This is a genomic window from Priestia sp. YIM B13551 (assembly GCF_042787905.1).
Classification (GTDB): Bacteria; Bacillota; Bacilli; order Bacillales; family Bacillaceae_H; genus Priestia.
The window spans coordinates 888,004-911,159 of sequence record NZ_JBHZOX010000002.1 but is presented as its reverse complement, the minus strand read 5'-3'; the positions used below and the strand labels follow the sequence as shown (position 1 = coordinate 911,159).

The 23,156-nt window shown below is 39.6% G+C and carries 20 protein-coding genes and 1 tRNA gene; 14 read left to right on the top strand and 7 right to left on the bottom strand.

What is annotated here, in order from left to right:
- Positions 1-96 precede the first annotated feature (96 nt).
- From ACFX4N_RS14300 to ACFX4N_RS14280, 5 genes are all read left to right on the top strand, one after another.
- Entirely contained in the window at positions 97-1,224 is a 1,128-nt protein-coding gene (locus tag ACFX4N_RS14300; protein ID WP_057273871.1) for an NADH-dependent flavin oxidoreductase, read from the top strand.
- 151 nt (positions 1,225-1,375) lie between these two features.
- Positions 1,376-2,275, top strand: a complete 900-nt coding sequence (locus tag ACFX4N_RS14295; protein WP_029323844.1) for a DMT family transporter — start codon at positions 1,376-1,378, stop codon at positions 2,273-2,275.
- 52 nt (positions 2,276-2,327) lie between these two features.
- The gene (locus tag ACFX4N_RS14290; protein ID WP_029323842.1) at positions 2,328-2,681 is read left to right on the top strand and encodes a cupin domain-containing protein; all 354 of its coding nucleotides are present in this window, start codon (positions 2,328-2,330) and stop codon (positions 2,679-2,681) included.
- A gap of 407 nt (positions 2,682-3,088) precedes the next feature.
- Positions 3,089-5,011 (top strand): lipoteichoic acid synthase, encoded by a 1,923-nt coding sequence (gene ltaS, locus ACFX4N_RS14285; protein ID WP_013058632.1) that lies wholly within the window; start codon positions 3,089-3,091, stop codon positions 5,009-5,011.
- 75 nt (positions 5,012-5,086) lie between these two features.
- Positions 5,087-6,067, top strand: coding sequence for an LCP family protein (locus ACFX4N_RS14280; RefSeq protein WP_371410276.1), 981 nt, complete (start codon positions 5,087-5,089; stop codon positions 6,065-6,067).
- A 37-nt stretch (positions 6,068-6,104) separates the two neighbouring features.
- On the opposite strand, the gene ACFX4N_RS14275 is transcribed toward ACFX4N_RS14280, so the two are convergent.
- Positions 6,105-6,686: a YitT family protein gene (locus ACFX4N_RS14275; protein WP_274588713.1), complete on the bottom strand. Its 582-nt coding sequence runs from the start codon at positions 6,684-6,686 to the stop codon at positions 6,105-6,107.
- Between the two features lie 200 nt (positions 6,687-6,886).
- Between ACFX4N_RS14275 and ACFX4N_RS14270 the strand changes: the two genes are divergently transcribed.
- The gene (locus tag ACFX4N_RS14270) at positions 6,887-7,384 is read left to right on the top strand and encodes a GNAT family N-acetyltransferase (RefSeq protein WP_353880080.1); all 498 of its coding nucleotides are present in this window, start codon (positions 6,887-6,889) and stop codon (positions 7,382-7,384) included.
- A 27-nt stretch (positions 7,385-7,411) separates the two neighbouring features.
- On the opposite strand, the gene ACFX4N_RS14265 is transcribed toward ACFX4N_RS14270, so the two are convergent.
- Positions 7,412-8,125, bottom strand: coding sequence for a YoaK family protein (locus ACFX4N_RS14265; protein ID WP_013058628.1), 714 nt, complete (start codon positions 8,123-8,125; stop codon positions 7,412-7,414).
- A gap of 123 nt (positions 8,126-8,248) precedes the next feature.
- Entirely contained in the window at positions 8,249-10,291 is a 2,043-nt protein-coding gene (locus ACFX4N_RS14260) for a catalase (RefSeq protein ID WP_377261637.1), read from the bottom strand.
- Between the two features lie 172 nt (positions 10,292-10,463).
- On the opposite strand from ACFX4N_RS14260, the gene ACFX4N_RS14255 reads away from it, so the two are divergent.
- Both ACFX4N_RS14255 and ACFX4N_RS14250 read left to right on the top strand, forming a co-directional pair.
- Positions 10,464-11,435 (top strand): NAD(P)H-dependent flavin oxidoreductase, encoded by a 972-nt coding sequence (locus tag ACFX4N_RS14255; RefSeq protein WP_013058626.1) that lies wholly within the window; start codon positions 10,464-10,466, stop codon positions 11,433-11,435.
- A 70-nt stretch (positions 11,436-11,505) separates the two neighbouring features.
- A complete protein-coding gene (locus ACFX4N_RS14250) occupies positions 11,506-11,901 on the top strand; it encodes a hypothetical protein (RefSeq protein ID WP_013058625.1) in 396 nt (131 codons plus the stop codon).
- A gap of 27 nt (positions 11,902-11,928) precedes the next feature.
- Here the strand turns inward: ACFX4N_RS14250 and ACFX4N_RS14245 are convergent, their stop codons facing one another.
- Together ACFX4N_RS14245 and ACFX4N_RS14240 are read right to left on the bottom strand one after the other, a co-directional pair.
- Complete coding sequence (locus ACFX4N_RS14245) at positions 11,929-13,281, bottom strand: cation:dicarboxylate symporter family transporter (RefSeq protein WP_029323833.1); 1,353 nt, start codon at positions 13,279-13,281, stop codon at positions 11,929-11,931.
- A gap of 232 nt (positions 13,282-13,513) precedes the next feature.
- On the bottom strand, positions 13,514-14,278 hold the full coding sequence (locus ACFX4N_RS14240) for a sulfite exporter TauE/SafE family protein (RefSeq protein WP_013058623.1): 765 nt from the start codon (positions 14,276-14,278) through the stop codon (positions 13,514-13,516).
- Positions 14,279-14,549: 271 nt separating this feature from the next.
- Between ACFX4N_RS14240 and ACFX4N_RS14235 the strand changes: the two genes are divergently transcribed.
- Entirely contained in the window at positions 14,550-15,824 is a 1,275-nt protein-coding gene (locus tag ACFX4N_RS14235; protein ID WP_013058622.1) for an ATP-binding protein, read from the top strand.
- A 134-nt stretch (positions 15,825-15,958) separates the two neighbouring features.
- On the top strand, positions 15,959-16,093 hold the full coding sequence (locus tag ACFX4N_RS14230; protein ID WP_274588712.1) for a hypothetical protein: 135 nt from the start codon (positions 15,959-15,961) through the stop codon (positions 16,091-16,093).
- Positions 16,094-16,171: 78 nt separating this feature from the next.
- Here ACFX4N_RS14230 and ACFX4N_RS14225 read toward each other — a convergent pair whose 3' ends face one another.
- Entirely contained in the window at positions 16,172-17,074 is a 903-nt protein-coding gene (locus ACFX4N_RS14225) for a TetR/AcrR family transcriptional regulator (protein ID WP_013058616.1), read from the bottom strand.
- A gap of 266 nt (positions 17,075-17,340) precedes the next feature.
- On the opposite strand from ACFX4N_RS14225, the gene ACFX4N_RS14220 reads away from it, so the two are divergent.
- On the top strand, positions 17,341-18,840 hold the full coding sequence (locus ACFX4N_RS14220; RefSeq protein WP_057273867.1) for a DHA2 family efflux MFS transporter permease subunit: 1,500 nt from the start codon (positions 17,341-17,343) through the stop codon (positions 18,838-18,840).
- 35 nt (positions 18,841-18,875) lie between these two features.
- On the opposite strand, the gene ACFX4N_RS14215 is transcribed toward ACFX4N_RS14220, so the two are convergent.
- Positions 18,876-19,928 (bottom strand): aromatic ring-hydroxylating oxygenase subunit alpha, encoded by a 1,053-nt coding sequence (locus tag ACFX4N_RS14215; RefSeq protein ID WP_013058614.1) that lies wholly within the window; start codon positions 19,926-19,928, stop codon positions 18,876-18,878.
- A gap of 210 nt (positions 19,929-20,138) precedes the next feature.
- Here ACFX4N_RS14215 and ACFX4N_RS14210 point away from each other — a divergent pair.
- The 3 genes from ACFX4N_RS14210 (at position 20,139) to ACFX4N_RS14200 (ending at position 22,951) form a co-directional block, all read left to right on the top strand.
- Positions 20,139-20,211: transfer RNA gene (locus ACFX4N_RS14210), tRNA-Thr, on the top strand.
- Between the two features lie 266 nt (positions 20,212-20,477).
- Positions 20,478-21,428 (top strand): ABC transporter ATP-binding protein, encoded by a 951-nt coding sequence (locus ACFX4N_RS14205; protein WP_013058613.1) that lies wholly within the window; start codon positions 20,478-20,480, stop codon positions 21,426-21,428.
- On the top strand, positions 21,428-22,951 hold the full coding sequence (locus ACFX4N_RS14200) for an ABC transporter permease/substrate-binding protein (RefSeq protein WP_057273866.1): 1,524 nt from the start codon (positions 21,428-21,430) through the stop codon (positions 22,949-22,951). The genes ACFX4N_RS14205 and ACFX4N_RS14200 overlap by 1 nt, the downstream gene beginning before the upstream one ends.
- The last annotated feature ends 205 nt before the right edge of the window (positions 22,952-23,156 follow it).

The window sequence follows — 23,156 nt, the reverse complement described above, 5'->3', positions numbered from 1 at the left end:
TACAGTTTTAAATGACACATATTAGTAGGAAAGAAAACAGTTTCTACCTATAATATGCCAATATTTTTGACCGTATCATTTTTGGAGGGAAATAAAATGACAAATAAAAAGTATGAGCCGCTTTTACAGCCATTTACTTTTTCAAATGGCATCAAATTAGATAACCGCGTTATTCTTGCACCTATGACAAATTTTTCATCAAATGAAGATGGAACAGTATCAAATGCAGAAGTAGACTATTATGTACGACGTTCAAACGGTGTTAGTATGGTCATTACAGCATGTACATACGGAACGCCGAACGGCAAAGGATTTCACGGAGAGTTTGCTGCAGACAGCGATGAAATGATTCCTAGCCTGAGCCGTTTAGCAACAGCAATTAAAGATCAAGGAGCAAAAGCAGTTCTTCAAATTTTCCACGGAGGCCGCATGTGTCCGCCTGAGCTTGTTCCAAATGGAGAGGTTGTTAGCGCAAGTGCTGTTGCTGCAGAACAAGAAGGAGCACCGGTGCCTCGAGAGTTAACAAATGCAGAAATTGAAGGCATTATTCATGATTTTGGTGAGATGACGCGCCGTGCTATTGAAGCAGGATTTGACGGAGTTGAAATCCACGGAGCAAATAACTATTTAATTCAGCAGTTCTTTTCTCCGCATTCTAATCGCCGCGAAGATAAATGGGGTGGCAGCGTGGAAAAACGCTTAACATTCCCGCTAGCAATCGTAGACGAAGTAAAGCAAGCCGTTTCTAAACATGCAAAAGAGCCATTTTTAGTAGGCTATCGCTTCTCGCCAGAAGAGCCTGAAACGCCCGGAATCACAATGGCTGATACGTTGAAGTTAGTTGATGCACTAGCAGAAAAAGACCTTGATTACCTTCACGTATCCCTAATGGAATTCTGGTCAAAACCGCGCCGAGGCGTGGAAGATACTCGTTCACGTATTGAAATTATTCAAGAGCGAGTAGGAAGTCGCGTGCCTGTGATGGGCGTAGGTTCTATTCATACAGCAGACGAAGCAGCAGCAGCTCTTGAAACGGGTATTCCACTGCTTGCGATTGGCCGTGAATTAATTATAGATCCAGACTGGGTTCAAAAAGTCAAAGAAGGCCGCGAAAATGAAATTGTGACAACATTAAGCAAAAAAGATCAGGAAAAGCTTGTCATTCCTGATCCGCTGTGGCAAGCCGTTATCAACACGCCAGGCTGGTTCCCGGTTGAAGATTAAAAGAAAGACAGAAAAGCGCAAAGACGATGGGGCTGCCCCCGTGTCTTTGCGCTTTTTGCTTCTTCGTGGAATAGCGCTTTTGAACCATTAATTTACAAATGGGCTTCTTTATGTTTGAATAATAATAGTTTTCTGAAAGTGAGGTGGAAAAATGAAAGCAGGCCCAATGGTAAAAATGATGGTTTCAATGAGTATTTTTGGTTCAATTGGCTTTTTCTCCACACAAACTGGACTGCCTTCTTTTGATTTAGTATTTGTTCGCTGTATTTGTGCAACGCTTTTTCTCGGAATGTGCTGGTTTGTAACGGGTGAATATAAAAGAGAAAAATGGAATGCCAAAGAAATAAAGCAGATTTTACTGTGCGGAATATTTCTTGTGTTTAACTGGGTATTTCTATTTAAAGCATTTGAAATGATGTCCGTTACGGTAGCTATTTCTGTTTATCATCTTGCGCCCGTCTTAGTATTGCTTCTGGGAAGCTTTATCTTTAAGGAGAAATTAACGGTTCTTGGCGTTATGTCTATTTTTATTTGTTTTGTGGGAACAATTCTGATTATTGGGGTGAAGGAACTTACGATTGATGGCTTCATGTCGTCAGGAATACTGTGGGCGCTTTTAGCCGCTTTGTTTTATGCATGCACGACGCTGCTTGGCAAAGGAATTATTCATACGAGTGCTTACGCTGTTACATTTCTTCAGACTTTTTTAGGAATTTTTTTATTATTGCCGTTTGTTCACTTTAATGATTTTCATCTCCTCACAACGGCCAATTGGACAGCGATTTTAGTAACAGGCTTTGTACATACTGGTTTAGTGTATTATTTGTTTTTCGACAGCCTGCGCTACTTAAAAACTCAGGTAATTTCAGTTCTGGTATTTTTAGATCCAGCCGTTGCTATTTTATTAGATACAGCATTCACGGGATTTCGCCCGACGCTTTTTCAGCTTGCAGGCATTGTTTTGATCTTTTTAGGAATGCTTTTTACTTTGAAGCCAAAACCTTCATCTCAAAAAAGTATTTCCAATAGCAAGATTAAAAAGATCACATAGAATTTCTATTTAATCTGCAGGTGCTCATTTATTAGAAAAAGGGGAGCTAGTCATGAAAGTCAGTAAGCAAAACGCAGAACACTATGTGTGGGGAGGAAAATGCGATGGGTGGCACCTAGTGAAAAATAAAGACGTAAGTATTATTCATGAGCGCATGCCCCCTCATACGAAAGAGGTAAGGCATTATCACACGAGAGCACAGCAATTTTTCTTTGTATTAAAAGGAACAGCTGCTCTAGAAGTAGACGGAATCATTTATGATGTAAAAGCACATGAAGGAGTAGAAGTACTTCCATTCATTCTTCATCAAATGATGAATCGTTCGAGCGAGGAGATTGAGTTTCTTGTTATTTCACAGCCTTTTGCACAAGGAGACCGCGTAGCTGTTTATAAAGAGGAAGACTAAGCATAGATAAGTCTATTTTTACTAGTCCTAACAGTAAGCGAAGAATACCGTCCAGTACAATAGTACCTTTTCATTAAGTAAGTGAAATATTATGCGTAATAAATATAAAAATACTTTTATTGCAGAGCAGAAATGTGGTAAATTAATATGTATGCAATATAGGGAGAACAAAATTTACAAATTAACAATTGTGTAATATTAACATCACGATAAAAAATAAGAGATTACAAGTTAATTTGTGAATTTTGTAGATGACTAAAAAAAGAGATGAAGATGATATTGTTTGACAAATTGAATCATTTTCGGGTAATCTTTTGCAGGACGTAACCGTTACGATTTGATGTAGGGGACTTTCCTGAGATTAGCTGAACATGAAATCTCTACTTTTTAGTGAAAGGAATTTGAAAATGAAAAAACTATTTTCAAAGCCGTTGTTTTACTTTTTTATAGCGGTTTTATTCATGTGGATCAAGTCTTACATGTCTTACAAAGTGGAGTTCAACTTAGATATAAGTGACTCAATGCAAAAAACGTTATTGTTTATTAATCCAATTAGTTCAACCCTGATCTTCTTAGGGTTAGCATTGTTTGCAAAAGGAAAAAGATCCATCGTTTGGACGCTTATTCTTAGTACAATCATGACGGTCATTTTGTACAGCAATATTTTATATTATCGATTCTTCAATGACTTTGTGACATTGCCTACTTTAACGCAAACAAGCAATGTGGGTCATATGGGAGGCAGTATCGCTGATTTAGTAAAAGCTCACGATATTTTTTACTTTGTAGATATCATTTTACTGATTGCGCTATTGTTTGTTAGAAAAATCGAATGGCCAAAAGCACGTCTTAAATTCCGCTATACGTTCATGGTACTAGCGGCAGGAGCTATCGCTTTTGCAATTAACTTGCACTATGCTGAAAAAGATCGCCCTGAATTATTAACAAGAACATTTGATCGCAACTACCTAGTGAAATATTTAGGAGCATACAACTACACGGTGTATGATGCAGTTCAAACGTTTAAAAACTCAAAGCAGCGAGCATTCGCAAGCAGTGATGACTTAACAACAGTGAAAAACTTCAGTACAAGTCACTATGCAGCTCCAAATATTGAGTATGCCGGTAAAGCAAAAGGGAAAAACATTATTAAAATTCATCTAGAATCATTTCAGTCATTCCTGATTAACTATAAGTTAAACGGGCAAGAAGTAACGCCGTTTTTAAATTCATTAGCAAATGGAAATGAATTTATGTATTTTGATAACTTCTTCCATCAAACAGGACAAGGTAAAACAGCTGATGCAGAGCTTATGATGGATACGTCATTATACGGCTTGCCTCAAGGATCAGCATTTAGCTTAAAAGGCCGCAACACGTACCAAGCAGCACCAGCGATCTTAGATCAAGAGGGTGGCTATACGAGTGCCGTTTTACACGGAGACTATAAAACGTTCTGGAACCGTAATGAAATTTATAAGCAGTTCGGTGTGGATAAATTCTTTGACGCAAGTTATTACAATATGACTGGTGATAACAAAGTAAACTATGGATTAAAAGATAAGCCATTCTTCAAAGAATCTATGCCAATGCTACAGTCATTGAAGCAGCCGTTCTATGCGCATATGATTACATTAACAAACCATTTCCCATTTGTCCTTGATAAAGGCGATGCTAGCATTGAGCCGGCAAACACAGGAGATGGAACGGTAGACCGTTATTTCCAAACGGCTCGTTATTTGGATGAATCACTGCAAGAATTCTTTACAGAGCTAAAAGCTTCAGGCTTATATGACAACTCAGTTATTATGATTTACGGTGACCACTACGGTATTTCTGAAAATCATAACAAAGCAATGGAAAAAGTTCTTGGTGAGAAAATTACGCCATATAAAAACGCTCAGCTTCAACGCGTACCGTTCTTCCTTCACGTACCAGGTGTAAAAGGTGGAGTGAACCATACGTACGGCGGTGAAATTGACGTAGTGCCTACGCTTCTTCACTTAGTGGGAATTGATAGTAAAGAGTATGTTCAATTCGGTACAGATTTATTATCAAAAGACCATGATCAGGTAGTAGCATTTAGAAACGGTGATTATGTTTCTCCGAAATACACGTCAATTGACGGCAAGTATTACGATACAAACACAGGAGAAAGAATCACAGCAACAGACGAAGCGAAAGCTTATAAAAAGAAAGTTGGAAGAGAGCTAGAACTTTCTGATAAAGTGTTATACGGTGATTTATTACGATTTAATAAATTAGATGACTTTAAAGCGGTCGATCCATCAAAATACATGTATGGAAAAGACCAAGAAACAGAAAAGTAATGTAAGCTTTCACACCATACAATCCAAACAAGCAAGTAGAGGAGCTTTTTAAAAGCTTAGCTACTTGCTTGTTTTATGAGAACTTCATTGAAAAAGAAAGCTGGTGACAGAAACGTGGAGCGAACAAGACGCAAAAGAAGAAGAAGAGTTCGATGGGGCAGAGTGTTCTTTGCTTTGTTGTTTCTTTTTATTATCGTTGGAGGCATATACAGCTATTTCCAATATAAGCAAGGGCTATCGATGGCAAGCGATGGTAAATTTGCGGATGACGGCACGACATTTGAACAGTTTCAAGGCAGTCTCCCAAATAACGGAGAAGTAAATATGCTGCTGTTAGGAAGTGACTCGCGCGGGGAAAAGCATTCTCGTACAGACTCTATTTTAATTGCTCACTACGATTCTAAAAGCAAACACCCGAAAATTGTTTCCCTTATGAGGGATATGTACGTGGATATTCCAGGACACGGCAAGCAAAAGCTGAATGCTGCTTACGCGTTCGGAGGTCCTGAGCTGCTGCGTCAAACGATCAAACAAAATTTTGATATCGATATTAACTATTATGCAGTTGTGGACTTCGAAGGGTTTTCAAAAATTGTAGATACGATTGCACCTGATGGCATTGAAGTAACCGTGCCTCACGATATGTCTTCGGGAATTGGTATGACGCTTCACAAAGGTACCCAAGTTTTACACGGTGAACAACTGCTTGGCTACGTACGTTTTCGCCATGATAACATGAGTGATTTTGGACGCGTTCAGCGCCAGCAAGAAGTCGTTTTAAAGCTTAAAGATGAAGCAGCAAGCCTAAACAGCGTGTTTAAAATACCGAAGCTTCTCGGCGTAATGGATCCTTACATCGATACAAATTTAGATACAAAAAGCATGATGCTTCTAGCTAAAGATGTGGTAACAGGAAACATGAAAGATGTTCAAAGCCTGCGACTGCCGTTAGACGGATCATTTGAAAACAAAACGTATAGCGGTGTTGGTATGGTGCTTGATATTGATTTAGATAAAAATAAAGAAGCGCTGCAAGAATTCTTAAATGACAAATAAAGAAAAGCCTCGAGACGCATGTCTCGAGGCTTTTTCCTTATACATAGACGATGATGCGTTTGAATGACGTAATTAAACTGGTCACTATACCAGAGCATACAACAATGAATAATGAATAAATAGCTGTATCGTTTTGAAGCAGTAAAATACCTGAAATAATAATAGATGCGTCAATCACTAAAATGATGATGCCGGGGTTTAAAGATAACCATTTCGCAAGTATCAGAGAAAATAAGTCGACCCCGCCTTGACTTGCGTGCTGCCGGAGCATGATGCCGGTTCCGATTCCGTTAAAAACACCTCCAAGGCAAGCGCTTAAGATAATGGGAAAGTGAAACATCCCGTGAAGCGGAAACAGCAAATCAATCATAACGGCTGAGAGAACCATGCCATAGATAGCATTTAAAAAATAAGAGCGGTTAAAACCCAAGGCGAGAAGGTAAATCGGCAAGTTTAAGCAAAAAATCATCACACCTACTTTATAGCCAAGTAAATAATTAATGATTAAGCTAATTCCCGTAATGCCTCCTGTTACAAGCTGAAGCGGAAGAATAAAAACGTTAATTCCGATACTAACAAACACACTGCCAATTCCAATTGCAATCAATTTTTTATACATGCTGTCTCATCCTTGTCTATGAATCTCTTTATATGTATATGAAGACAAGCAGAGTTTCAGCACAAAGACCGCTTTAGAAACCATAATGAACGGATTAAATATATGTAAAGGAAGCTGTTTTAAGATGCAAATGTGTTGCATAAACATGGTTCACCATAGACAATAAGAATTAACGAAGAAGGTAAATGGAGGAGAAAAAATTGATCGTTCGAAAAGCTAGAGAAGAAGAAACATCATCTATTGAAACAGTGACGCTTGCTGCTTATGAGCAATATGCAACTGTAAAATCAGAAGCACACTGGAAAAGATATCGAAAGGGAATTTTACATACCCTGAGTGAAGAAAAGAAATTTGAGTGCATTGTAGCTGAAATCGATGGAGAAATGGCAGGAAGCGTTTTGTTTTATCCCCCAAATACGGATGTATATGGAGGATTGTTAAAACCATTTCCATGGGCTGAAATTCGTCTGCTGGCAGTTGCTCCGTCTCATCGCCGAAAAGGAGTCGCCAATGCGCTTCTTGAAGCGTGTGAAAAAAAATCTCGGGAGCTAGGGTGTTCTTATTTAGGTTTACATACAGATCATTCAATGGAACATGCCATTAAGCTGTACACTAAAAGAGGTTACGTTCGCTTTCCTGATAACGACTTTTATCCGGTAAAAGATTTGCACGTTATGGCATTTAGAAAATCAGTTTAATAAAAAAAGCCTTTGAAATCAATGATTTCAAAGGCTTTTTTGAGATTCTGAATTTAAAATGACAAAAGCGAGAAAAAGAATAGCAGAAGCTAGCCAAACTGCTTTTGTCCCTAGGGTGAAAGTAGAAATAGAACCTAACAATGCGCCGCTCAAAAAAGAGAGGATAATGGCGGTAAAACGAAGGCACTGATAAGCAGCGTTTTCATCGCGTTTGAATATAGCATAGTATGCTGCTTGAGAAGCAGTACGAAGGTTTCCGGTTGTCATGGTTGTATTATATGACCATTTTATCAAAGTTCTAAATGAAGAAACTTGAAGAGCAGCAACAAATGAAATTGTTACTGTAACCAACATATTAGGAACACTAGACGGTAAAAAACCAACGATAATGAGTACGACAATTTCTAAAAGCAATACGATACGAGAAGTATCAGGGAGTACAGATACAAATCGCGGTTGCTTAAATGTTTCGGTTACAGCAACGCCTAGGATAAAGGCTACAATAGGGGGAATATGAAGAAAAGCTTCTGTCCATTGACCTTGCGCTGCCTTTACACCTAATAAGACGATATTTCCACTTTGTGCATTTGCGAATACTCCGTTTCTGCTTATATACGTATAAGCATCAAGAAAACCTCCCACAATAGCTAACAAAATTCCAAGAATAACTGAATTTGCCGTTGCAGCTTTTTTGAATCGTTTCGTTAATTGTAAAAAGTAAGATGATTTGTTTGTGAGCATGTCTTCCTTCTGCCTCCTGAAAATCTAAGATGCATTATCTAGTATAAGCAAAAGAGAAGCTTTTCTTCAATTACTGCGATTTCATATAAAAAAGATAGGGTAGGTCCCTATCTTTTTTGTAATTTATATAACGTGACGATTCCAGTGGCGGTGAGCTGAAATAGCTTCAATAAATTCATCTGTAAAGCGTGTAGTTTCTCCAGTTACGACGCCGGGACTACTATCTAATCCAGCAGCTTGCAGCCACTTAACACCTTCATCCGTCGCCCCAATTGGTTTAAAATGCTTGAATGCTTCTTGAGCAAACGTCAGTGCTTCTTTACGAAACTTCTCATCAGCTGACGAACTTCCGACAACATAAACCGCATCGAATAAGACAGAGTCACTTGTTAAGAAGGTGTGCTGTACTTCAAGCTCTGACCCGTCTGTTCCTTTTACGTTTTGGAGGGTTGTGCTTACAATTTCAGGCTGAATGCCCTGTTGTTTTAAACTGTTTAACACCTGTGGTAGGTCACTGCTAAAGTCATTAGCTACAATGACAGCTACTTTACGCGTATTCGGCTTTTTAATCGTTTGCTCCTGACTAAGAGCCGGAGATGACTTGGTCACTGGCGCGTCTTCTCCAGATGGAGGCGTTGCACCAATCGCTTGTGCTACTTGTTTAGCTAGCACTGTACTGACGTTGGCAAACATATCAACGACCTGCTGCTGAACAGACTTGCTTTTTACTTTTCCAAGTTCAAAGCTAAAAGCACTGATAATATGCTCTTTTTCAGGGGCGCTCATGCTATTCCAAAATAGCGTTGCCTGTGAAAAGTGGTCTTTAAAACTTTCGCTGCGGCTTCGAATTTTTCTTCCTTCCACTTTTTCTTGATAGTGAGCATAACCGCCTTCTGATTCAGGTACAGGAGCCGGCGTGTTGGCTGCAAGAGAGTTTCTGTGATAGCTGACAGGTCCTTTGTTAATCGTTTGACGTCCGTAACCGTCTCGTTGGTTGTTATGAAACGGGCATACTGGACGGTTGATTGGAAGTTCGTGAAAATTCGGACCGCCAAGACGAATAAGCTGGGTATCTGTGTATGAAAACAATCTTCCTTGTAAGAGAGGATCGTTAGAAAAATCAATTCCCGGTACCACATGCCCCGGATGGAATGCGACTTGTTCCGTTTCGGCAAATACGTTGTCCACATTTCGATTTAAGGTCATTTTTCCAACTAGTTTGACGGGAATGTCTTCTTCAGGCCAAAGCTTAGTTGGATCGAGAATGTCAAAGTCAAATTTAAATTCATCTTCCTCATCTATGATTTGAATGCCTAGCTCATATTCAGGATAGTCTCCGTTTTCAATCGATTCCCATAAATCGCGACGATGAAAATCCGGATCTTTCCCAGAAATTGTTTGAGCCTCGTCCCAAACAAGGGAATGCGTTCCAAGCACGGGCTTCCAGTGAAATTTGACAAAATGAGCTTTTCCTTCTGCATTAACTAAGCGAAAAGTATGTACGCCGAAGCCCTCCATCATACGCAAACTGCGTGGAATTGCACGGTCTGACATTGACCACATGACCATGTGAGCAGACTCTTGGTTATTGGCGACAAAATCCCAAAACGTATCATGTGCTGAAGCCGCCTGCGGCATTTCGTTGTGTGGCTCAGGCTTAACAGCGTGAATTAAATCCGGAAATTTAATCGCATCTTGGATAAAGAACACGGGAATGTTATTTCCAACTAAGTCATAGTTTCCTTCTTCTGTATAAAATTTTGTTGCAAAACCACGGGCGTCGCGCACCGTTTCAGCTGAACCTTTAGAACCTGCTACAGTAGAAAAACGGACAAATACAGGTGTTTTTACAGACGGATTCTGTAAAAATTTAGCTTTTGTATATTCACTGAGAGAGTCATACAGTTCAAATTCTCCGTGAGCAGCGAAGCCTCGTGCATGAACGATGCGTTCAGGAATGCGCTCGTGGTCAAAATGCGTCATTTTTTCACGGAAATGAAAGTCTTCCATAAGGGTTGGACCACGTTCACCCGCTTTTAAAGAAAATTCATCTTCGGAAAGCTTTAACCCTTGATTGGTTGTGAGCGCTTGGTTTCGATCATCTGTTTTAAACTGCTCGAGCTGTTCTTGCTTGCTTTTTTCATTTACAGGGTGCTTTTTTGTCATACCTGTCTTCCTCCTTGATCTTCAGTTAATAATCATTACAAAATGTGTACCCTATCAAAAGTTGAAGCAAACAGAAATGTTGGAATTTTTTCGTAGGAAATCCGTTATTTTCTTGTTATGATTATGAATAAGTATTCATAAATACAAAAATAAAAGGAGAGGGGATACATAGATGAAAACACGGGTAACAGATTTATTAGGGATTCAATATCCAATTGTACAAGGAGGTCTTGCGTATTTAGCGTACGCAGAACTTGCCGCTGCTGTCTCAAATGCAGGCGGGCTTGGACAAATCACAGCTATGACGCTCCGAAAACCTGAGAAACTACGAGCTGAAATTAAGAAAGTACGTTCTTTAACTGAGCGTCCTTTTGGCGTTAATTTTGCTGTGGGAGGTCAAACAGAAGGTTCTTATAAAGAACTTCTCGACGTAGCAGTAGAAGAAGGCGTGCCGGTTGTTTCCATAACAGGAGCAAATCCCGCACCTATTTTTGAGAGATTAAAAGGAACGGGAATTAAAACGCTCGTACTGGTAGCCAACGTGCGTCAAGCTCAAAAAGCCGAGAAGCTAGGAGCAGATGCTGTCATGGCAGTGGGGCAAGAAGCAGGAGGACATATCGGACGTGAGGATCTGGGTACAATGGTATTAATTCCTCGAGTAGCTGCGGCTGTGTCAATTCCGGTTTTGGCAAGCGGAGGGATTGGAAACGGACAAGGATTATTAGCAGCGTTATCATTAGGCGCTGAAGGGATAGAAATGGGAACACGTTTTATCGCGACAAAAGAATGTGTAGATGCCCATGATGCATATAAACAAGCTATTGTAGAAGCCAAAGAAACCGATACTGTGGTTATTAAACGTTCGTTCGGGGCACCTGGACGCGTATTGAAGTCCCACTACACTCTTGACATTATCGAGCGTGAGCAGCAAGGAGAGAGGTACGAAGAGTTAAAAGACGTCATTAGCGGAGGGGCAAACTGCCGGTATATTTATGAAAATAAAATCGATGAAGGCTATGGATGGGCAGGCCAAGTCGTTGGACTGATTGATAATATTCCAACGGTGCAAGAGCTTTTTGCCAGTATGATAGAAGAAGTAGAAGCTGGTTCTAAACGACTGCTGAGTATATTGGAAAAGAAGTAGAGATACAAGCCGTCATACCGCAGCAATTATTCGCATATTTATAATCTATATCTCTAAATGAGGTGAGAGAATGAAAAGGATGCGAGCATTTGCTATTATGACGTTTTTAGTAGTAGGTTCAGGGTATGCAGTTTTTACTAAAAAAGAAGAAGTTTTCAAGACTCAGCAAGCACAAGTGTACGAAGAAGCAAAGCCTGTTATTAAACAAATGGACAAACTGGATATTTGGCATAAAATCAGCAGCGGTTTAACTGAAGCGGGCTATGAATCAAGGGGCGTGAATTCTTCCCTTTACTCAAAAGACAGAGTAGAGCTGGATGTGTATATGGAGCCTTCCGTTTCAGCTGATGCCAAAACGCAAGAAACGATTAAACAAATGGTATATAAAATACTCGAAGAAAATAAGTTTCAGCAAAAGGCCTTTCATGTAACAATTAAATTCCTGCCCGAAAAACAAGCAAAATAGACTTGTCTCGGCCAGGAAATTTTTTTGTTAAAATGCTTTTTCATTGGCTGCTGGAATACTCTCTGGGAGAGAAATTTCAGCATTTTTGGGCTGATACGCAATTTTTCCGTCCAGCACATCATTTGCTTTTTGTAGATCTAATAAATTTTCCCATCGTGCGATAATAAAAGCAGCTACCGCATAACCAATAATATTAACTGTAGTCCGGTAATTACCCATAAAGCGATCAGGAGCGAGCATCAGAGCAACGGCTGCTACCGGAATGGATCCGGTTGCTGCTGCGGTAGCAGAGAGAGCAACAAAAGCTGATCCTGGAATACCAGCCATTCCTTTAGACGTAAGAAGAAGAACACCAAGCATTAAAAGCTGATCAGTGAGGCTCAAATCCACGCCCGTTGCTTGTGCTAAAAAGACGAGGGCAAGAGACAAGTAAATGGAAGCACCGTCTAGATTAAACGAATAGCCCGTAGGTACAACAAGGCCGACGACTGCTTTGTTGCATCCTGCTTGTTCGAATTTATCCATGAGCTGCGGCATAACGGCTTCAGTGGAACCCGTAGCAAATGCCAGCATAATTTCTTCTCGTATATATAGAATGACTTTCCACAAACTTAATTTTAAATAGATTCGTAAAATAACAGCTAAAACAAGAACAAATGCTAGACAAGCAATTGTCATAGCGATAAACAGCTTTCCGAATGCAGCAAGTGTTCCAAGACCGTACTGACTAACTGCAAATGCCATGGCACTAAACGTGGCAAGAGCCGTTAATTTCATAATGTATCCCATAATTTTAAACAATACATCATTTACTTTCTCCAATACATTTAAAAGTGTCTCTGCTGTTTTTCCACTTATATGGACAAGCGCGATGCCAAACAAACAAGAAATTAAAAGCACTTGAAGCATGGAGTTGCTTGAAAAAGCACCAACTGCACTGTCTGGAATCATATTAAGAAAAAAATCACCTTCACTCGGAAGTTCGGAGCCGTTAGTTTTCGCGTCCACTTCGCTTGTGCTTAAGCTTGAAGGATCAACATTCATACCGGTGCCGGGATTCATTACGTTTGCTACTAATAGACCGATTAATAGAGCGAATGTTGTGACAATTTCGAAGTAAAGAATGGTTTTTCCGCCGATACGCCCAACTGTTTTAATGTTTCCAACCTTGGCAATTCCAACAACGACTACTCCAAAAATAAGAGGAGCAATCAGCATTTTGATAAGCTTAATAAAACCGTCTCCAATCGGTTTCACAGCATTCCCGAAGCTTGGCCACAGATATCCTACGGCTATGCCAAGTACAATCGCCATCATAATTTGAAAGAAAAGACCTTTATAAAAAGGTTTTTGCTTACTTTTTGCCGCTGTTTGTGTCATGTGTTCTCCCTTCGTCGTACAATTTTTTAGATATCACAATAGATGTTATGTTTTTTTACATTTTAACGTAAGGTTGTTTGAGGTGTCATTGGTCTCTTTGACTAAAATTCAATAAAAATATTAGTTGAAGTGTATAAGAAGGGAAGGGAGTGGTTTAAAACATTATTATTTTTAATATAGATCTTTAAAAAAACTAATAAAAAGCACATGCAAAGGCATGTGCTTTTATTTGTTAAATTAATTTAATTCCGCTAATTAGAATGATGGTTGCCATAATGGCTTGAAGCGGTCTTGAAGGCACTTTCGTTGATAAACGGCTTCCGATTAACACACCTGGAATAGATCCAGTTAATAGGTTAGCAGTCAACATGTAATCCACGCTTCCGAAGCTTGCATTTAAAATACCAGCCACCGTAACGAGAAGAAACGCATGTGCAATATCAGTTCCAACTAGCTCAGATGTTTTTAGCTTAAATAAGTACAGCATCGCAATCGCAAATAATGAGCCCGAACCAATCGATGTTAGTCCGACAATGAATCCAAAGACTACACCAATTCCGATTGTTAATCCTTTTTTCTGATTTAAGTCCATTTCTTGAAAACGATTTGGGCGAATGAATTTATCAAAAAAGACGCGAAAGATAATTGAAATGGCAACCAGTGTCATGACATATCCAAGAGCGTGCTTAATAATCGTTTCTTGATGCTCGTGAAAAGATGGAAATGCATGAAGTGTGACAATGGCAAGAACAGCGCTCGGAATACTTCCGAAGGCTAAATATTTTGCTAATTTAAAGTTAATGGTTCGCTGTTTATAGTGCTGAGCGACTCCAAATAATTTTGTGATAGAATTGTAGACAAGATCTGTTCCTACGGCAATGGAAGGGTTAATGCCGAGTACAATCAGTAAAGGTGTTAATAAAGCGGCGCCTCCAACTCCCGTTAAGCCTACTAGGGTTCCGACGAATAATCCCATTAAGGTAATTGATAGTTCCATGTTTCTTCCTCCTACTCTCAAAACCAAGTACATTGATCTGATTATAGAGCATTGTAGCTCATATGTAAATAAAATTCTGAATATTTTTAGTGGAGTTGAAAAGGTTTTCTTTGCCTTCACTATTTTGGGGAACGGACGATAAAGTCATAGGAAGTTATAAAAAAGTAAATAGAATACGTTTATTTGTCTATGATTACGCTCTAATTTGTGTTACAAATGTAAATGCAATAAAAGAGTTTATTTTTATCTCATTTGAAAGACCGGTGAATACATGAGTTTTGTCACGAAAGATTTGTTAATTAATTTTTTATTTATTTTATTGGCGCTGTTTTTAGTGCAGATGTTTTATTTAATCAAGTATGCTAAAAAAATTCATTGGTGGAAAGATCGTTATATCGCGGTATTTCCGATTTTAGCTATTATCTTTTGCCTTTTGTTTCCGGTTAACGGAGCTTATGTCCCCGATGATTATCGAATGGATTTACGAAGAATTCCTTATATTTTAGGAACGCTATATGGAGGCTGGCCGCTAGGAAGCTTGCTTTTTGTCTTTATTTTACTGCTGCGCTTGCTAATTGGCGGGTACGATGTAGGGTTTTTATCAACACTAATTGCTCTTCCGATTTTATCCATTCCTTTATTTTTCATAACAAAATACTTTTTACATTTCTCATTAAAAAATAGAATTATCGTGAGCACCTGTCTTAGTGTAATCGGTTCTTTATTAGCTATGCTTGTATCTATTTTTGTCTTGCACGTAACAAGCATTCCTATTAGCGTGTGGGTTCAATTCGCGATTTTAGATGTAGCAGGCATGTTTGTCATTACCATACTGTGGGAAGCGATACGGGCAAATTTACTAGTGCTGCAGCGCCTGATGAAAGCAGAGAAACTAGAAATTGTCAGTCATCTAGCTGCCAGCATCTCTCATGAGGTGCGAAATCCTCTAACGGCAAGCAGAGGATTTATGCAAATGCTGCAAGAAGATGAAAAAGAACCTGCTAAAAAACGCTACATTTCCATTGCGATTAATGAACTAGATCGTGCAAAAGAAATCATTGATGATTACTTGCTGTTTGCCAATTCTGCTCCGGAACGAAATGAAAAAATGAATATTTCAGAAGAGATTCATCATGTCACCCATATTATGACGCCTCTTGCCAATATGAATGGAGTCGCTATTGATTTTACATTTGATGAAGAAGTGAAGTTCTTCGTAATGGGAGAAAGAAGAAAGCTTCAGCAGTGCCTAATCAATTTATTTAAAAATAGTATTGAAGCCATGCAAAATGGAGGCACGTTAACCGTTAAAGTAACAAAAGAAGGCGGAGCTGTTATTGTGGATATTATCGATACAGGCTGCGGCATGACGCAAGAACAAATCAACCGGCTAGGCGAACCGTATTTTACAACAAAAGAAAAAGGTACGGGGCTTGGAACGATGGTATCTTTCAGCATTATTCATTATATGAAGGGAAAAGTGAGTGTGTCTAGCGTAAAAGGAAAAGAAACGTGTTTTTCACTTGAATTTCCACTTTGTGAATAAAGAGGCTGGGACAAAAATTATTTAGTTGAAGGAAGATCCGAATGCGTTTGATTCTTGAGGGAGAATCAAACGCATTCGGATTTTTTTATTGATAGGGTAAATATAGGTTTCGTATGTTTAGTTGCTTCTAGCTGTTGATTGAAGGGCAAGGCGAAGACTCCTGCGGGAAAAGAGGAACAGGTGAGACCCCGCAGAAGCGTACGCGACGAGGAGGCTCACCGGCCGCCCGCGGAAAGCGAAGCCTTGCACGGAAATCAACAGCGGTGTAACAAGTAACTTATACTAACTCCTTTATTCAATTTGTTCGACTTTAAATTAAAATGATTTAGTTACGTCTTAAACGCTTTTTAATGAAGTTCACTCACATACTGATCAATCATCGTTTGCAGTTCCTCTAGGGGCGTTTTACTGTTGTTAACAGACAGCTGCTTTAACGATTGAAGGGCACTATCCACAACAAACTTGCGGGGATTTGATTGTTTAAACAGCTCTTCTTCAATAAAACTAATAAGCTCTGTGCATTTTTGACGTTCGAATTCATCAGTAAATTGTTTGTGAACTTGTTTTTTTAAATCGATAAGTGCTGCAGAAATGTCCTGTTCTATTTGATTTTTAGTATTCGGGCAAGATGGAAGCCATTCTTTAATCGTTTGCGGATCGAGCAAAATGTCTCCTGCATTTGCTACTTCGTCTACAAGAGGAAGCAGGCGCTTGACACTGTAGCTTATGATCTCATGCGGGTCAGTATTTGTGCCGTTAACCATAAAATTATAGTGAAAGTTGCGATGAAGCATGCCAAGAAACATAATTGCACAATCTAGCAGGTACGGTTTCTTTTCTTGTCCAAATAAATCAATGAACCGCTTGTAAACCCAGTTTACTTCAATAAACTGGGTTTTTTTTATGTATGCTTTTAAATCAGGATCATTGGAAACAAATACTTCTTCAAGTAATGTAAAAAATTTATGTTTATGATGATTTTTCATCTGTGCATCAATCTGTTTAACAAATACATCTACATCGGTCAGGCTTTTACCAACCAGCAGCTGGTTTCGCTCTTGTTCAATTGTTGTATGAAGCCAGGTAAAAACAGCGATTAATAATTCATTTTTTGAAGAAAAATAGTTGTAGAATGTTCCTTTTGAAATGCCGCTATAATCAATGATGTCTTGAATAGACGTAGCTTGAAATCCTTTTTCAACGAAGAGATGGTGTGCATTTTTTACAACTTGCTGTTTTCGGTTATTCATTATTATCACCTAAATATAAAATTAGACTCATGGTCCAACTTTATGATACATGATTTAAAGCGTTTACACAAATGTTCTTTTTTAAAAAAATGGACGATATCACGACAATATATTGATATAAAAGGGTTATAGGAGTAAAAAAGTCGATAAAATAAAGGACATGAACGCAAGATTTTTCGCTTGCATAAATTGAACTCACAGTATAATATACTCTATGTAGAACATGTGTCTAAAAAAATGAACTTGAAGTATAAGGAGGTACAATAATGAGTCAATCGATAAATCAAATGGAAAAGCCGCCTTATGGCATAATTGCTATTTTGTTAATAGGCGCTTTTATCTCATTGTTGAATGAAACGTTATTAAACGTGGCGCTGCCATCTATTATGAAAGACTTAGATGTGACAACGTCAACTGTCCAGTGGCTTTCTACTGGTTATATGTTAGTGAATGGTATTATGATTCCAACTACCGCTTTTTTAATTCAGCGCTATTCTGTCAGAGGCTTATTTTTAACGGCTATGACTTTATTTACAGCAGGAACAATACTTGCCGGCGCTTCGCCCGTATTTTCGGTCTTGTTAACCGCTCGTATTATTCAAGCATCAGGCGCAGCCATTATGATGCCGCTTTTAATGAACGTATTGCTCACAAGTTTTCCATTAGAAAAACGCGGAGCTGCGATGGGGATTTTCGGTTTAGTTATGATTTTTGCTCCGGCAATTGGTCCTACATTATCAGGGTGGCTAATTGAACACTATGAGTGGAGAATGCTGTTCCACCTTGTTACGCCAATCGCGGCAATTGTATTAATAGGCTCTTTCTTCCTATTAAAAGACAAAAAAGAAAAAGTGGAAATCAATTTGGATTTCCTATCACTTGTGTTATCTACGATTGGATTTGGAGGACTTCTATACGGGTTTAGCTCAGCAGGGGATAAAGGCTGGGATTCTGTGGAAGTATACGGCACCATTATCGTAGGAGCTGTGGCGCTGATTTTATTTATTACGCGTCAGTTCAAGCTGAAAACACCTATGCTTGAATTCCGCATTTTTAAATATCCAATGTTTGCTTTATCATCAACGATTTCAATGGTGATCACAATGGCATTATTCTCAGCCATGCTGCTAATGCCAATTTATGTTCAAACGGTACGAGGCATTTCTCCGCTTCATTCAGGATTACTAATGCTTCCGGGTGCGCTGCTAATGGGTGTGATGTCACCGATTACCGGAAAATTATTTGATAAATTCGGAGCGCGTGCACTGGCTGTAACGGGTCTAACGATTACAGCCGTTACGACGTATTTCTTCAGTAACTTAGAGCTTGATACGACGTATACAACGCTCATTACGCTTTACACGCTTCGCATGTTCGGAATGTCTATGGTGATGATGCCGGTTATGACAAACGGATTAAATCAGTTGCCGCAGCGCTTTAATCCCCATGGTACTGCGATGAATAACACGCTTCAACAAGTATCGGGAGCTATTGGTTCGGCTCTTTTAGTAACGGTGATGTCAAACCGTACAGCTACGCATGCAAAAGAGCTCGCTCAAGATGCAATGAGCGGAGCAGGAGCAGCTCAAATGAAAGAACAGATTGGGATGCAGGCAATGGTACAAGGAATTAACGATGCGTTTGCCGTCTCAGTAGTACTAGTGGTGGTTGCCTTAATTCTTTCATTGTTTATGAAACGCGCCACGCCGGCAAGTGAAGATGAAGTGATAAAGGAAAAAGCAGGACGCGAGCAGTTTGCTAAATAAAAAAGAAATCCCCGCTGAGACAGCGGGGATTTCTTTTAGCTTGTATATCTAAAGCTTAAGCCCATTTTCTTTAATAATTTCCGGTAGCCGATGGACGTTTGATCAGCCATAATATGCGCTTCCATCTGCAGGTCTAAAGGCAAGTCTTCAGGTTTTTGGTTTTCAACCATTTCACGGTCTTCGTCAAAGACGCGAAGGTTAAAGTCATACACACCTTCAACGGGAGAATCTTTGTCAAAGTTTCGAGCGATTGGTGCGAATAAACGTGTTTCGCGGGCTGAAATAGGAGAGACTGCATTCATAATCCACAGCTCTGCGCCTTCTGGGAAGTATACTTTTAGCGTAGCTGTAAACGGCGGATAAACATCAAAGACGCGAAGCCATTTAAAATCAGGTGGATTTAAATGCTGCTGTTCTTTGGAATAATTGCTCACGGTGCTGGTATATTCTACATGAAGCCCATAGTCTGTATCGCTTACTTTATATTTAGGCACAAAGGCGTTGTTTCGATCACCAAATGTGTCCGTGTGCACCCAAGCAAAATGAGCTACGTCTAAAAAGCCTTCCATTTGACGACCGGCCGAACCCATGATATCAAAGCTCGGACAAACAATTTGCTGAAAATCAGGGTCCTCCCACGCATCGAAGTAAGGCAGGTTATCTTGTTCTCCTGTCAGGGAAGTCCATACTAATCCAAATCGTTCAATAACTGGATAGACGGCCATACACAGGCGGGGAGAAATGTTGGCATCAGGGTGAGCTGGAATCGACGTGCATGCGCCGTCCGTTGCATAGCGGAAGCCGTGGTAAGGACAGACAATTTCATCATCTTCCACCCAGCCCATGCTAAGCGGGGTGCCTCGGTGAACGCATAAATCACGAGCCGCTACTACTTTGTTTGTCGTGCGGTATAGAACGAGATTTACATCTAGTAGTTTTACGGACGTTGGTTTCTCTGTTACATCACTGCAGCGTGCGACCGGGTACCAATACTTGGCGAGCGTCGTCCAATCTTCCAGGCTGAACGTGCAGTCTCTTGGGTAGGGAGTTGCCGTTTTTGATTTGGTCATGGTTGGTTGTTGTTCCATCTATTTTCTTCCCTTCTTTTGTAAGCTCTTTTACTAAGGGTAATATAAAAAAAGAAAATTCACACAATTTATGTAAGGAGTTCTAACATAAAATATGGAACTTTGTAGAAAGTGCGAATTTCAGAAGACGCAAATTAGAGAATATACCAATAAAAAAATTTAAAAAAACGCTTCCTAAATAAATTTAAACGTGATATAATTTTCCAAGACGCTGGTGTAGCTCAGTAGGTAGAGCACTTGCATGGTAAGCAAGAGGTCGCAGGTTCGATCCCTGTCGCTAGCATACTAAAAAAACCTTCTTTCTTGTTGAAAGAAGGTTTTTTTATTTGTGTTGACTTTAAAATTATTCTCCGAATTATTCTTCCCCGCCTTGTGAAAACTTTAACAGTTTGATAGCCTTATTAGGAGGCTGTGAGAAAACATGTGTATCTTTTCCACTATGTCTTATGAATCATATTTAGAAATATTCTTAAAAGAATGTTTATTGCCTCTAAGTATTGGGTACACGAAACTAGGGGTTAAATTTCAACAGGGAGTGTGAACGATAATTTGATTACGTTTAAGAATGTGTCAAAGCAATATCCAGACGGTACGACCGCCGTGAAAAATATTAATCTAGAAATTAAAGAAGGGGAGTTTTTCGTTTTAATTGGTCCGAGTGGGTGTGGGAAGACAACCACCTTAAAAATGATTAACCGTCTTCATGATATTACCGAAGGAGAACTATACATAAAAGATAAGCTCGTATCGGCCCACAACATACATAAGTTACGCTGGAACATTGGCTATGTCCTGCAGCAGATTGCTCTTTTTCCTCATATGACCATTGCTGAAAATATAGCCATTGTACCCGAGATGAAGCATTGGAAGAAAAACAAAATCAAAACGCGCATTGATGAACTGCTTACCTTGGTAGGACTAGACCCAAAGCAATATAGAAACCGGAAGCCGTCTGAGCTCTCAGGTGGCCAGCAGCAACGTGTAGGTGTAGCACGTGCCCTCGCAGCCGATCCCCCCGTTATTTTAATGGACGAACCCTTTAGTGCCCTCGATCCGTTAAGCCGCGAACAGCTTCAGCAAGATATTATTAGCTTAAAAGAAAAAATCAAAAAAACATTTGTGTTTGTTACGCATGATATGAGCGAAGCGATGACGCTTGGAGATCGTATCTGCCTGATGAAAGATGGGGAAATTGTTCAAGTTGGAACCCCGGAGGAATTCATTCAAAAGCCTAAAAATGAATTTGTAAAAACATTTATTGGAAATCAAGGCAATGCTTTATTTGAGACATTGGATATGTTTGTCAAAGAAAGTGAACAGCCAGACGTAGAACCTACTGAAGAGCTAGCTTCAACCGCCACTGTTCAGCAGGCAATGGACGCCCTTTACGACCATGAAGCAATAGCCGTGAAAAAAGGGAGCAAACGCATTGGCGTTGTAACGCGCAAAAACCTATTAGCGTTTCTTTCTGATAAAACGAAAGAAGGAGGAACGCTGTAATGAATGCACTAAGCACATTATTAGATCAACGAGGAGATGCACTGTTTCAAGCTCTTCTTGAACACATTCAAATTTCCGTACTGGCTCTTGTTATCGCCGTGTTAATTTCAGTGCCGCTCGGACTGTACTTAACGAGGCATGACCGCATTGCTGAACCGATCATTGGCGTAACAGCCGTACTGCAAACCATTCCTTCACTCGCTTTATTAGGATTACTGATTCCTCTTGTCGGAATTGGAACCTTTCCCGCGGTTATTGCACTGTTTTTATATTCGCTTCTTCCTATTGTACGAAATACATATACCGGAATTAAAGAAGTGGACCCATCTTTAATTGAAGCATCCAAAGCCATGGGGATGAACTCGTGGAGACGATTAATCAAAGTAGAACTTCCTCTAGCACTTCCTGTCATTATGGCCGGAATTCGCACAGCGATGGTACTCATTATTGGTACAGCGACAATCGTGGCTCTTATCGGAGCGGGCGGACTCGGAAGCTTAATTTTGCTTGGTATTGACCGAAGCGATAATAGTTTGATTTTATTAGGAGCCATTCCAGCCGCATTATTAGCGCTTATTTTTGATGGAATTCTGCGAACGATTGAACACTCAGCTAAAAAAGGGTCCAAAAAACGCTCGTTTATTATGATCATCGTATTAATACTCATTCTTGTTTCTCCGTTTGCAGCGATGAGCGCAACAAAACCAGACCTTGTTATCGGAGGGAAGATTGGTGCAGAACAAGATATTTTAATTAATATGTACAAAGAATTAATTGAAGATCAAACCGATATGAAAGTAAATCTGCGTTCGTCGCTTGGGAAAACGGTATTTGTATTTGAGGCTCTGCGTAACAAGGAAATTGATTTGTACCCTGAATATACGGGTACAGCCATTGTGACGCATCTAAAGGAACAGCCGGACAGCAAAGATGAAACAGAGGTGTACAAGCAGGCAAAAGAAGGATTTCAAAAGAAATTCGGCCTTGTCTATTTAGATCCAATGAAGTTTAATAATACGTACACATTGACCGTAACAAAGGAATTTGCCAAGGAAAATAATCTAACAACTATTTCAGATTTGGCAAATGCAACAGATAAAGTAAAAGCAGGATTTACGCTTGAGTTTAAAGATCGTGAAGACGGCTATGTAGGCATTCAAAAAGAATATGGCCTTACCTTCCCCAATATTAAAACGATGGAGCCGAAGCTTCGCTATCGCGCTGTAGAAAAAGGCGATATTAACATGCTTGATGCTTACGCAACGGACCCTGAAATCAAACAGTTTGGTTTGAAAGTCTTAAAAGACGATCAGCAGTTCTTCCCTCCGTATCAAGGAGCGCCTGTGCTTCGTGAAGCTACGCTAAAAGAGCACCCTGAACTGAAAAAAATCTTAAATCAACTGGGCGGTAAAATCAGTGATGACGAAATGCGTGAAATGAACTATCAAGTAAATGCGAAAGGAAAAACGGCTGAAGAAGTTGCTCATCAATTCTTAGTGAAAAAAGGATTAATTAAAGAGTAAAAACGAAGAAAAAAGCTAGGACAACAGTATGTTAGTTGAAAGAAGATCTGAATGATGAATCGTTCGGATCTTTTTATTTTAGTTGTTTCTAGCAGTTGATTGGAGGGCAACGCGAAGACTCCCGCGGAAAGCGAAGCCTTGCATGGAAATCAACTGCGGTGCAAGAAGTGATCCATACTCGATTATTTACTCCATTCGTCCGTCT